Annotated in this window: 13 protein-coding genes; 7 read left to right on the top strand and 6 right to left on the bottom strand. The window is 43.1% G+C overall.

Features of this window, described 5'->3' with window-relative positions:
* Positions 1–31: 31 nt before the first annotated feature.
* Positions 32–973 (top strand): CDF family Co(II)/Ni(II) efflux transporter DmeF, encoded by a 942-nt coding sequence (gene dmeF / locus FTU91_RS08930; protein WP_180081864.1) that lies wholly within the window; start codon positions 32–34, stop codon positions 971–973.
* A gap of 132 nt (positions 974–1105) precedes the next feature.
* On the top strand, positions 1106–1807 hold the full coding sequence (locus FTU91_RS08925) for a DsbC family protein (RefSeq protein ID WP_180043248.1): 702 nt from the start codon (positions 1106–1108) through the stop codon (positions 1805–1807).
* A gap of 394 nt (positions 1808–2201) precedes the next feature.
* Here FTU91_RS08925 and FTU91_RS08920 read toward each other — a convergent pair whose 3' ends face one another.
* The 4 genes from FTU91_RS08920 to FTU91_RS08905 form a co-directional block, all read right to left on the bottom strand.
* Positions 2202–2459, bottom strand: a complete 258-nt coding sequence (locus FTU91_RS08920) for a GlsB/YeaQ/YmgE family stress response membrane protein (RefSeq protein WP_086197596.1) — start codon at positions 2457–2459, stop codon at positions 2202–2204.
* Between the two features lie 177 nt (positions 2460–2636).
* The gene (gene hpt, locus FTU91_RS08915) at positions 2637–3164 is read right to left on the bottom strand and encodes a hypoxanthine phosphoribosyltransferase (protein ID WP_180043249.1); all 528 of its coding nucleotides are present in this window, start codon (positions 3162–3164) and stop codon (positions 2637–2639) included.
* Positions 3165–3386: 222 nt separating this feature from the next.
* Positions 3387–4703 carry a guanine deaminase gene (gene guaD, locus FTU91_RS08910; RefSeq protein WP_180043250.1) on the bottom strand — a complete coding sequence of 439 codons (1317 nt, stop codon included), beginning with the start codon at positions 4701–4703 and terminating at the stop codon, positions 3387–3389.
* 218 nt (positions 4704–4921) lie between these two features.
* Positions 4922–5878, bottom strand: coding sequence for a TerC family protein (locus FTU91_RS08905; RefSeq protein ID WP_086197599.1), 957 nt, complete (start codon positions 5876–5878; stop codon positions 4922–4924).
* A gap of 380 nt (positions 5879–6258) precedes the next feature.
* On the opposite strand from FTU91_RS08905, the gene FTU91_RS08900 reads away from it, so the two are divergent.
* On the top strand, positions 6259–6543 hold the full coding sequence (locus tag FTU91_RS08900) for a GNAT family N-acetyltransferase (RefSeq protein ID WP_180043251.1): 285 nt from the start codon (positions 6259–6261) through the stop codon (positions 6541–6543).
* Between the two features lie 190 nt (positions 6544–6733).
* Here FTU91_RS08900 and FTU91_RS08895 read toward each other — a convergent pair whose 3' ends face one another.
* On the bottom strand, positions 6734–7819 hold the full coding sequence (locus FTU91_RS08895; RefSeq protein WP_180043252.1) for a zinc-dependent alcohol dehydrogenase family protein: 1086 nt from the start codon (positions 7817–7819) through the stop codon (positions 6734–6736).
* A 229-nt stretch (positions 7820–8048) separates the two neighbouring features.
* A complete protein-coding gene (gene mpl, locus FTU91_RS08890) occupies positions 8049–9419 on the bottom strand; it encodes a UDP-N-acetylmuramate:L-alanyl-gamma-D-glutamyl-meso-diaminopimelate ligase (protein WP_180081855.1) in 1371 nt (456 codons plus the stop codon).
* 256 nt (positions 9420–9675) lie between these two features.
* Here mpl and FTU91_RS08885 point away from each other — a divergent pair, with 256 nt between their 5' ends.
* From FTU91_RS08885 to FTU91_RS08870, 4 genes are all read left to right on the top strand, one after another.
* Positions 9676–10014, top strand: coding sequence for a DMT family protein (locus FTU91_RS08885; protein WP_180043258.1), 339 nt, complete (start codon positions 9676–9678; stop codon positions 10012–10014).
* A gap of 179 nt (positions 10015–10193) precedes the next feature.
* The gene (gene purE / locus FTU91_RS08880) at positions 10194–10706 is read left to right on the top strand and encodes a 5-(carboxyamino)imidazole ribonucleotide mutase (RefSeq protein WP_092820923.1); all 513 of its coding nucleotides are present in this window, start codon (positions 10194–10196) and stop codon (positions 10704–10706) included.
* 27 nt (positions 10707–10733) lie between these two features.
* The gene (locus tag FTU91_RS08875) at positions 10734–11855 is read left to right on the top strand and encodes a 5-(carboxyamino)imidazole ribonucleotide synthase (protein WP_180081853.1); all 1122 of its coding nucleotides are present in this window, start codon (positions 10734–10736) and stop codon (positions 11853–11855) included.
* A gap of 279 nt (positions 11856–12134) precedes the next feature.
* On the top strand, positions 12135–12292 hold a 158-nt coding region (locus FTU91_RS08870; protein ID WP_180081851.1), incomplete at its 3' end, for a helix-turn-helix domain-containing protein.

Below are 12292 nucleotides of genomic sequence, written 5' to 3'. Positions count from 1 at the left end.
ACTATGGGGGAGTATATTGAAAATCTAGATTATGCAAGACGCCCCATTGACCCGAACCCATAGTCATCAGTTTGATGAAGGCAACCCGCTCGCACAAAAACGCATTTTATTGGCGACCATTCTAACGGCAGTGATGATGTTATTAGAAGTGATTGGTGGCTGGATTTACAACTCTATGGCCTTGCTGGCCGATGGCTGGCACATGAGTTCGCATATGCTGGCGCTGGGACTGGCTTATTTTGCTTACCGTTCTGCACGTCGTTATGCGCAGGATCATCGTTTTAGTTTTGGCACCTGGAAAATTGAAATTTTGGCAGGCTATAGCAGCGCCATCTTGTTGATGGTGGTGGCGGTGTTTATGGCCTTTCAATCGATTGAACGACTGCTCAACCCGGTTGATATTCTTTATAATCAAGCCATTCCGATTGCAATATTGGGCCTGGTGATTAATTTAATCTGCGCATGGTTACTGCATGATGATCACCATCACCATCACCATCACCATCACCATCACCATCACCATCATCATGAAAATGAGCATACTCATACCGAGCATGACTTAAACCAGAAAGCCGCTTTTATGCATGTGGTTGCCGATGCTGTGACTTCAGTTTTTGCCATTATTGCCCTGTTTGCTGCCAAGTATTTGAATTGGACTTTTCTGGATGCTGCACTGGGCATCATCGGATCCATTCTGGTGGCGAAATGGGCTTGGGGCCTCATTCAAGAAACTGGAAAAACCTTACTGGATGCAGAAATGGATCATCCGGTCGTAGAAGAAATTCGCGAGGTGATTGCAGAATTTCCTCTAGTAGAAATTACTGACCTGCATGTCTGGAAAGTCGGCAAAGGTAAATTCTCCTGCATTTTAGCTTTAGCCACCGATTTCAATTTGAATGCAGACCAGATTCGTGCAGCCTTGTCCATTCATGAGGAAATCGTACATGTTTCGGTAGAAATTAATCCACGCTAAATCCATGTTCCACGTGAAACCTTGCTGGGTAAATATGTGTATTTTCAGTAAGGCGAGCTAAAATTTTAAGATTACCTGGCTGGTTTTTGAGTAGAATCAGCGGGAAGGATTTTAAAGCGATGAGCAAAATAGATGATTAAAAAAACATTGGTATGTGCCTTGGTGAGTTTTATTTCCACTTTAACTTTGGCAAATGTCGATACAGTGAAAACCAACCTGAGTAAGCAACATCCCAAACTAAACATTGAAAATATTCAAACCACCGAAATGAAAGGGATTTATAGCGGCTCAATGGATGGCCAAGTGGTATATTTGGGGGAAGATGCTCAACATATTCTGGTCGGTTCCATGTTCCGATTAAGTGATCAGAAAAACCTGACCAAAGATTTAATACTGAAGCAGAACAGTGTTGACTGGAAAAAATTGCCGTTACAGGATGCAGTCAAAACCGTGCGAGGTAATGGTAAACGCCAGATTGCGATCTTTTCTGACCCAAATTGCCCGTATTGTAAACAGCTTGAGACTGAACTAAGCAAATTAAAGGATGTGACTATTTACACCTTTATTTACCCTATTAAAACTCAATCTGTGGCGGTTTCAAAACAGGTATTTTGTGAGAAAGATCCAGCTTTGGCCTGGTCAAATTTGATCGCTAAAGGCATTCAACCCAATGCTAATAAAAGCTGTGCCAATCCGATTGAGCGTAATTTAAGTTTAGGTAAAACTTTAGGTTTAACCGGGACACCAGCCATTGTTTTCTCCAATGGCTTTAAAGTCATGGGGGCCTACCCTGCCCAGGAAATTGAAAAAATCTGGAAAGAACTGGGTTTATAAAATAGATCTGCGCTGATGCGAGGAACTATAAAAAAGCACCGTGTACGGTAATGTCAGTCAGTTAAGAAATTGACTGACATTTCTTTTTAAATTCATGATTGTAGTTGATATGTGGAAAAGTCATCCGCAACTGTTTGAGGCAGGACTACATTAAAAAATGATTGTTTCTGCGATGAATTTGCTAGTTGATAGTGGCTGACGAGTTTTGCGGATGACAAATGCCTTTGGTTACTTTGGGCGAAACCAAAGTAACAAATGAGCTGCAAGGGTTTGATTTAAAATGGTAAGACTCCGCCATGAATTACTAAAAAATTAAAGAGTCTATTTCTAAACTCCTTAACTGAAACCATGTACGGTACTTTTTTATGAGTGACTCCATTATGTGATGGAGTATTTAACCCCTGGAATTCTTGGTCACCAGGTTATAAAGAAACAGAATAATGATGGCCCCGATCACCGAAGCAATAAAACCTGCTGCAGAGTTTTCACCATACAGTCCGAGTAAGCGTCCACCATAAGTGGCCAATAAAGAACCTGCAATACCGAGCAAGGCAGTAATAAAAAATCCTGCTTTATCATTACCTGGATGAATAGCGCGTGCAATTAAACCTGCAATAAAACCGACCACGATTGCAACGATCAGTGACCACATCAGTCTTCTTCTTTTGTTATCATTTATTTACTTTCAATTCGCTTTCATTTTTATAATTAATCATTTATCCAACACGAAACAGATGAATCCTGCTAATAACTGTTGTTTTTTTGTGCCTGTTGCAATTTAAAGCATAAAAAAGTGGCCTTCGGCCACTTTAAGTATCTTCAGTCTGTCTTATAGACCAATTTCACCAATAAATGGAATATGGCGATATTTTTGATCATAGTCCAAGCCATAACCGACAATAAATTTATCTTCCACTTCAAAGCCCAGGAATTTCACTTCAAGTTCAATTTCACGGCGTGAAGGTTTGCTGATGAGCGTACACAGTTCAATAGAGTTGGGACCGCGAGTGCTCAAGATTTCTAGAACTTTGCTCAGGGTATTACCAGAGTCGATAATATCTTCCACAATCAGTACATCTTTACCGCGAATTTCACCATCCAGATCTTTTAGAATTTTGACATCACGGCTTGAAACCGTACCGCCACCGTAACTGGATACGGTCATAAAATCGAGTTCATGTGGTTTGCTGATTGCACGACATAAATCCGCCATAAAAATGACAGAACCGCGAAGTAAACCAATCAGCACCAATTCTTTGTCACTATTGGCATAGTGAGCATTAATTTTTGCACCAAGCTCTTTGACTTTGGCTTGAATTTCTTCAGTTGAGATCATCACACTCATATGAACGGTCATGGGGAGATACCTAAAAGCAAATCAAAAAATAAAAAAGGTGTTGACCAGCAACACCTCTAAAGTTGTTTTAATTTTAATACATCTGTTTAAGAGATGCATCTTTTTTGCGCTCGTAAATCTAATCAGACCTTGTGCTGCACCGTATCGCGTTTCAGTAAAAATGCACACACCAGGGCAATTCCAGCCCACACAATGATCTTTTTAGCAGATTTTTTTCTCACTTCACTTTTTGACATAGGCTGCTGCTCCATAAATATAGGTGGCATGGATATTACGGTCATCGCCCATGGTCATCAGGGCAAACAAAGCATCTTCAATGCTTTTGGCATGTTCCTGACGCAGTGCCTGCAGTGCAGTGGCTTTTAAATCCAGCACAATAAAATCGGCTTCTTTGCCTAGGTTAAAGTTACCCAGTTTATCCTCCAGATCCAGCGCTTTGGCGCCGCCCAAGGTCGCGTGATACAGAGACTCAAATGCCGAGAGTTTATCGCCCTGAAGCTGCTGTACTTTATAGGCTTCATTCAAGGTTTGCAGCTGACTGAAGGACGTCCCTGCCCCAATGTCTGTGCCCAAACCGACTTTGACCTGTTTTTCCCAGGTTCTTTTTAAGGGAAATAAACCACTGCCCAAAAATAGATTTGAGGTTGGACAAAAGGCGATGGCTGAGTCGGTCGCATGCATACAGTCCCACTCGGTATCTTCTAAATGTACACAGTGGGCAAATACCGAACGTTGCCCGGTTAAACCATAATGGTGATAGACATCCAGATAGCCTTTTTGCTCAGGAAATAAGTCTTTGACCCAGGCAATTTCATTCTTGTTTTCATTTAAATGGGTATGCACATACACATCGGGATATTCGGCTTTCAGCTGCCCTGCTTTGGCCAGTTGCTCTGGCGTCGAGGTCGGTGCAAAACGTGGGGTAATGGCATACAGGTTGCGGCCTTTGCCATGCCATTTTTCAATCAATGCCTTAGAGTCCTGATAAGCAGTCTCTGGCGTGTCACACAAATCTTCTGGTGCATGACGGTCCATCATCACTTTGCCGGCAATTAAACGCATTTGATACTGTTCTGCGGCTGCAAATAAGGCATCGACCGATTCCGCATGGACTGTACAAAAAACCAAAGCTGTGGTGGTGCCGTTTTTTAATAACTCCTGGACAAAAAACTGCGCGATTTTGTCGGCATAGGCTTTGTCTTTAAACTGCAATTCAGTTGGAAAGGTATAGGTATTCAGCCATTCAAGCAGCTGTTCCCCATAGGCCCCGACCATCTCGGTTTGCGGAAAATGGATATGGGTATCAATAAAACCCGGTACAATCAGCTTGTCGGGATAGTGATGAACTTCGACATCAGCCGGAATATGCTGCTGGCCGGTTTGCCAGTCGCCAAACCAGCGAATTTTGCCATTTTCGGCAATCAGTAAACCATCTTCTACATATCGCACTTGGTCGTGAATATCACGCGCTTGGGCAACCGTATTCTGAATATCTAGGAAGCGACCGCGAACCGCCGTCGTTGCAACTACAGAAGACATTGAAAACCTGCGATTTTGAATTTTTTCGATTGATTGTACCTGAAATTTTTCCCTTAAACCCGATCTGATGGGGTTAATCCTCTCCCCCTGTGCGATGCATTGAGCTGCATGCTAAAGGATAAAAAACTCTACTTATAAATATCCAGTCGCTTGAAATAGGGGGCATAAAAAAAGCCTTCCATTTATGAGATGAAAGGCCGAATCATTTTATTTAAAAATTAAAGTGACTGTTGTTGCTTGTTGTAGCGAATCGATAACCATGCGGTAATGGACAGGACAATCACAATAAAGCCGAGTGATATCCAGATTGGCATATGGAACACATCCAGCATCAACATTTTGAAACCAATAAACAGCAGGATAATACCGAGACCATACGGCAGGTAATGCATTTTAGATGCTGCACCTGCCAGCAAGAAAAACATGGCACGTAGACCTAAAATGGCCATTAAGTTTGCAGTTAATACGATAAAGGGATCACTGGTAACCGCGAAAATAGCCGGAATGGAATCTACTGCAAAAATGACATCGGAAGCTTCAACCAAAATCAAGACCAGAAATAACGGCGTGGCCCATAACAGACCGTTTTGACGGACAAAGAATTTATCTCCTTCCAGCTGCGGGGTAATACGCATATGTTTACGTAACCACTTGAGTAAGGCCATATCTTCAATATTGGGGTCTTCGTCATGACCTTTAAGAAATTTAAAGCCGGTATAGACCAGGAAAGCACCGAAGATATAAAGTACCCAAGAGAACTCCTGAACGAACCAGGCACCAATAAAAATAAAGATGGTACGTAATACAATGGCGCCGAGTACCCCATAGAGCAATATTTTACGTTGCAATGCCGGAGGAATAGCGAAGGCAGCAAAAATCATCAGCCATACAAAAACGTTATCAATCGCGAGGGATTTCTCTAATAAGTAACCAGCAAAATACTCCATGACTTTGGTATTTGCGATGGCTACCCCAGCTGTCTGTTGCAGGTAAAACCATAAGCCACCACCAAATAGTACGGCGACAGAAACCCAAGCCATACTCCAGTACGCTGCGGTTTTAATTTTGACTTCTTGGCCCTGTTTTTGTCTAAAGCCCAAGAAGTCGATGATGAGCATAACGGCAACTAAACCGAAGAATGCTAAATACAGCCATAAATTGCCAATGGATTCCATAAAAATCTCCACACCTGACAACCGGCCATAAAAAAACCTTGACCTGTTGCCAGATGATTTAAACATCTGTGTCAACATGATCAAGGTCTTGCCTACATCTGAATATTCATATTATGTAAATTCAGATGCTCAGATACCGACTTTTTGCAAAGTGTAATGACGATATTCTGACACCTGATCATTTTAAAACGGCATCATGATCAGGTTTGGAGGAGGCTACTCCCCTTGTTCAACTTAATTTTGTTTTGGATTTCATCCAAATATGGCTGAAGAATCGCATATTTATTGTAATTGTGCAAATTTTATCTATTCACACTGTTTTAAAATAATCTACTTTTAACGTATTCTGGTTCCAGTCAAATACAAAGTGAGGACTAGCGATGCAGTTTCAACACAAGGATAACGGCCAACAAGGTGAGTTTTTTACTTTGAATGATGCAGGTCAACGAATTGCAGAAATCAGTTATGTTTGGCGCAATGAAAATACCATAGTGGCTGATCATACCTGGGTGGATGATTGTTTGCGTGGTCAAGGCGTAGCACGAAAATTGTTAGATGTTTTAGTTGAATTTGCACGTGAAAAACAGTTAAAAATTATTCCTACCTGTTCCTATGTGGAGGTAATGTTTAAACGTGATCAGAGTTTTACAGATGTTGTAGCCTAAGTTTAAAGATGCTGGCCGATAGAGAGATTGTCTGTCATTTGGCTTTTAAATCTGGCAGATCAAGGCTTTGCAGTAGGGTATAAAATTCAGAACCTGCCATCAGGCCAATAAAGGCCCACTCTTCTATTTTTGATTCAGGCTAAAATAAAAAAAGTCCGCGATGCGGACTTTTTTATCGAAGACTTAAAGTTTAAGCCATGTCGATCATCACCTTTAGTGCCTTTTCATCAGCGGCATGCTTGAAGACATCATAGGCTTTTTCAAACTCAGCAAACTTAAAGTGATGGGTCGCCAGTTTTTCCAGTGGCAGTTTGCCGGAACAGCAGGTTTTCAGCAGCATGCCGGTGGTGTTGGCATTGACCAGACCGGTGGTGATGGTCAGGTTCTTGATCCAGAGCTTGTTCAGTTCAAAGTTGACGGGTTTGCCATGCACACCCACGTTGGCAATATGGCCACCCTCTTTCACCACATGTTGGCAGATATTCCAGGTCGGTTCCACACCCACTGCTTCAATGGCACAGTCAACACCACGACCACCGGTCAGCTCTAAAATCTTTGCAATGGCATCTTCTTTAGCAGAGTTGATGACATGGGTAGCCCCTACAGTCTTGGCAAATTCCAGTCGGTTATCATCTGTATCCACCATAATAATATTGGCAGGTGAATAGAATTGTGCGGTGAGCAGACAGCTCATTCCAATCGGGCCAGCACCGACAATTGCCACGTTATCGCCCGGTTTAACATCACCATACTGCACGCCAATTTCATGTGAAGTTGGTAGAATATCAGACAGGAAAACTGCGACATCTTCATTCAGGCCTTCTGGCAAATGATAGAGTGAAGTATCGGCAAATGGAGTCCGGACATATTCGGCATGGGTGCCATCAATCATGTAACCCATAATCCAGCCCCCTTCATTACGGCAATGCGCGTACAGCTGTTTCTGGCAGTTTTCACAGGTACCACAGCGGCTGACACAGGAAATAATTACCCGGTCGCCTTTCTTGAAGTTTTTTACGGCTGAACCGACTTCTTCTACAATGCCGATGCCTTCATGACCGAGAATGCGGCCATTAAAGCTGCCGGTTTTTTCTTTTTCCACCTGTTCAATTTCGGGGTTTTTACCTTTCCAGATGCCGAGGTCGGTTCCGCAGATTGTGACTTTTGTGAGTTTGATAATCGCATCATCGGGATGCAGGATGGTAGGGATAGGACGTTCTTCGAAGCGGATATCATTGGCGCCGTAGTAAACCATTGCTTTCATTGTATTTGACATGGGGACCATCCTTCTTAATGATTATTGTAAAAGACATCCAGCCGCCTGGCTTATATAGCAACAGTCATGTTGGCGGGATGCTATCCAGTTAAATTAACAAGTCTTGATGACAAGGTCATTAGCAAAATAGTTATTTGAATAAAAAATAATATATGATTTATTAATTTGTTAGTGAAGGACCGCAGAACGATTGGCTACGATCCTGATCAAGTTCAGGCTGAAAAGAAGTTTAAGCGTTTTGCTGTAAGGCACTAATCAATTTCTGGTGTAATCCGCCAAAACCACCATTCGACATAATCACCACAGCATCGCCCTCACCTGCCTCAGAGACAACCGTTTGAATGATGTCATCTAAGCTACGTGCCACCACGGCTTTGTTTGGTGCGGCATCAATTACCGGCTGTAGATCCCAGTCCAGCCCTTCCGGTTGATACCAGATTACTTCATCCGCCAGACGTACGGAATGCGCCAAACCATCTTTGTGGCTACCCATACGCATGGTATTGGAGCGCGGTTCAATAATGGCCCACAGTTTACGTTCACCCAGGCGTTTGCGTGCGCCGTCAAGCGTGGTTTCAATGGCGGTTGGGTGATGGGCAAAATCATCATACACCTCAATGCCTTTTACCGTATCCAGCAATTCCATACGGCGCTTGACGCCGCCAAAGTTGGAAAGTGCTTCACATGCAGTTTCGATCGAAACGCCCACATGTTCCGCCGCTGCAATGGTCGCCAAGGCATTGGCCACACTGTGCTGTCCGGTCATGTTCCATTTCACGATACCTTTAACGATACCATTTTCCAGTACTTTAAAATGTGAACCATCATTTAATAACTGTTCGGCAGAAAGTAACGCTTTGTCATTGGCATCCAATGAAGTGCGAACCACAGGTGTCCAGCAGCCCATCTGCAAAACTTCATCAATATTGGTTTCGGTAATTGGCGCAATAATGCGGCCTTCACTTGGAATGGTCCGTACTAAATGATGGAACTGTTTTTGAATCGCAGCCAGATCATCAAAGATATCGGCATGGTCAAATTCAAGGTTATTCAAAATCGCGGTTTTAGGATGGTAATGCACGAACTTGGAACGCTTGTCGAAGAAGGCAGAATCATATTCATCTGCTTCCACACAGAAGTATTTGCCGCCGCCTAAACGTGCACTTTCACTAAAACCCAAAGGTACGCCGCCAATCAAAAAGCCCGGATTTAAACCGGCCTGATCCAGTACCCAAGCCAGCATAGTGGTTGTGGTGGTTTTACCATGGGTTCCTGCAACACCCAGCACATGTCTGCCTTGTAAAACATGATCGGCCAAGAACTGTGGACCTGAAATATAAGGCAGACCTTCATTGAGCATGTATTCCACCGCATCAATGCCGCGCTTCATGGCATTCCCGACAATCACCAGATCGGGATGTGGCTGCAAATGACTGCGGTCATAACCCTGCATTAAGCCAATGCCTGCATTTTCTAGTTGGGTTGACATGGGTGGATAGACATTTGCATCCGAACCCGTCACTTTATGTCCTAAATCACGTGCCAATAGTGCGAGCGAACCCATAAAGGTGCCACAAATACCCAAAATATGCAGATGCATGCGTTTTAACTCCACTGCTTTTTAGACACATCACGTTGTTATTGGTGGTGTTGTCATTATTGATTCAATTTGAAAGCAACGATATCAAGGGTTTTGCGGAAAAGATAGTCTTTCTTGTATCTATTCCCGGCATTGCATCCGGTAGTTTAGGGGGCTGTTGGATCGGGATTTCTCCGCGCTAAAATCCGTCCGGAAATCACATGCTTTTTTACTGGAAAAACGTAAAATATTTGCAGTTCTTCCAGATCAATTGACTATGTACTTTGCCCTGCTGCTTTTAATTATTTCCAACTGCTTTATGACTTTGGCCTGGTATGGTCATCTTAAATTTTTACATGGTGCACCCATCTGGCAGGCGATTTTATTCGGCTGGCTGATCGCCCTGCTGGAGTACAGCTTTATGATTCCCGCCACTCGCCTGCTTGCACAACAAGGCTGGGCTGTGGGACAAATGAAAATTACCCAGGAAGTGGTGACCTTGCTGGTCTTTGTGCCTTTTATGATTTTTCTGTTTAAACAGCCGTTTAAACTGGATTATTTGTGGGCAGGGCTCTGTTTGGTGGGCTGTATTTATTTTGTATTTCGTAGCCAATAAATTGGCCACTGCCCTATTTTTAGCTATTTCTATAAAAAAATTGAAAATATCCGCCTGCTTGCGCTGTTAAATTTTGGTGAGATGAAAAATCAGTCTATAATAGCGAGCTTGTGATTCATTTAAAACTTGGCTCTTGTCGAGATTTATCCTTCCTTACATTCGTTTATGGAACATTTGCAATGAATGCGGCTGCTGCAGACACTCAACCTCTCGTTGGAATTATCATGGGTTCCCAATCTGACTGGGCAACTCTGGAACACACTGCCAATATGCTGAAACAGCTTGGCGTCCCATTTGAAGCGGAAGTTGTTTCTGCACACCGTACCCCAGACCGTTTATTTGAATATGCTGAAACAGCACGTGAACGTGGTATTCAGGTGATTATTGCCGGTGCTGGCGGTGCAGCGCATCTTCCAGGCATGTGTGCAGCAAAAACCGACTTACCGGTTCTGGGTGTACCAGTGAAATCTTCTATTCTTAATGGCGTAGACTCATTGCTTTCAATCGTGCAAATGCCTGCTGGTATCGCAGTGGGTACATTGGCAATTGGTCCTGCTGGTGCAACCAATGCAGCCATTATGGCAGCGCAAATTTTAGGTTTAACACGTCCTGAAATTGCAAAAAATGTTGCTGAATTCCGCGCTGCGCAAACTGAAAAAGTGGCAAGCAAAAATATTCCAGGCCAAAACTAAAGCCAAGCTTAAAACGGGACACATGTTATGGATAAAACCATCGGTATTTTTGGTGGTGGTCAACTCGGCCGTATGATGGCGCAAGCTGCTCTACCGTTGAATATTCAATGCACCTTCTTTGAAGCCAATACAAATTGCCCTTCTGCAGCGCTGGGTCAGGTCATCTCAAGCCAAGCTGAAAATGGTTTAAATGAATTTATTCAAAGTGCGGATGTATTTAGTCTGGAGTTTGAAAATACCCCGCTTGCAGATGTGGATATTTTAACCCAGCAAAAACAATTACACCCGCCGCGTCAGGCTTTGGCTATTGCGCAAAACCGTTTGCTGGAAAAAGCTTTATTCGATCAACTCGAGATTCCAGTTGCGCCTTATAAGGCAGTCGATTCGCTAGAAACCTTACAAGTGGCTGTTGCTGAACTGGGTTTGCCAATCGTCTTGAAAACGACAACAGGTGGCTACGACGGTAAAGGTCAGTTTGTGCTGCGTTCTGTAGATCAGGTTGATCAGGCATGGGCTGAGCTTGGTCCGGCTGGTTCACTGATTGCAGAAAGTTTTGTGACTTTCTCACGTGAAGTTTCAATTATTGCGGTACGTGGCCAAAATGGTGAGGTGAAAACCTGGCCATTGGCAGAAAACCACCATCATAATGGTATTTTGTCGCACTCAATTGTGCCTGCACCTAACAGCGCCGATTTACAGCCTGTGGCACAAGACTACATCACTCGTCTGCTGAATCATTTGAATTATGTCGGTGTGTTGACGCTAGAGCTATTTGTCACTGACAAGGGCTTGTATGCCAATGAGATGGCACCACGCGTGCATAACTCGGGGCACTGGTCAATTGAAGGTGCTGTTTGCTCGCAGTTTGAAAACCACATTCGTGCGGTGGCGGGCTTACCTTTAGGTTCAACTGAAGTGGTTCGTCCAACGGTGATGATCAATATTATTGGTCAACATCCTAAATCTGAAGATGTCTTGGCTTTAAATGGCGCTCATTTGCACCTTTATAACAAGACTGAGCGTGAAGGTCGTAAAATTGGCCATATCACCTTGATGCCAAATGACAGTGCTGAACTGACTACTTTATGCCGTGCATTGGCGAAAATTTTGCCGAATCCACTAGCACTTAGCGAAGATATGAGCATTTAAACCCAAGTTTGAATGATAAAAAAGCGGTCATGCCAATGATCGCTTTTTTTATGCCTGCACTTCGGGCATGATTGCGCCTCTTTTCGAGAATGCGCCATTTATCGGAACAAAATAAAAATAATTGTGTGTAATTTATACAATGCTTTATAAATATACTGCATAAAAAACAAACAAATAGAATGGTTCTGTATTTGTAAGCGTCCGCTGAACACACCTTCTGAATTCATCCTATAAGCCTTAATTTAGTCCCCACTTAGAAACAAGTGGGGACTTAAATTTATGACTACAAATAATCAGACATCCATCGCACCTCTTGCGAAAAAACGAAGAACATACAGTGCTGAATTTAAACAGCAGATCGTTCAGGCTTGTAAAGCACCGGACGTTTCAATTGCTTCAGTCGCTTTGCAACATGGATTGAATACAAATCTTGTATC

Source organism: Acinetobacter sp. YH12201 (genome assembly GCF_013418145.1).
In the GTDB taxonomy this organism is placed as follows: domain Bacteria; phylum Pseudomonadota; class Gammaproteobacteria; order Pseudomonadales; family Moraxellaceae; genus Acinetobacter.
The sequence above is the reverse complement of the archived record's forward strand: the minus strand, read 5'-3'. Positions and strand labels throughout refer to the sequence as shown.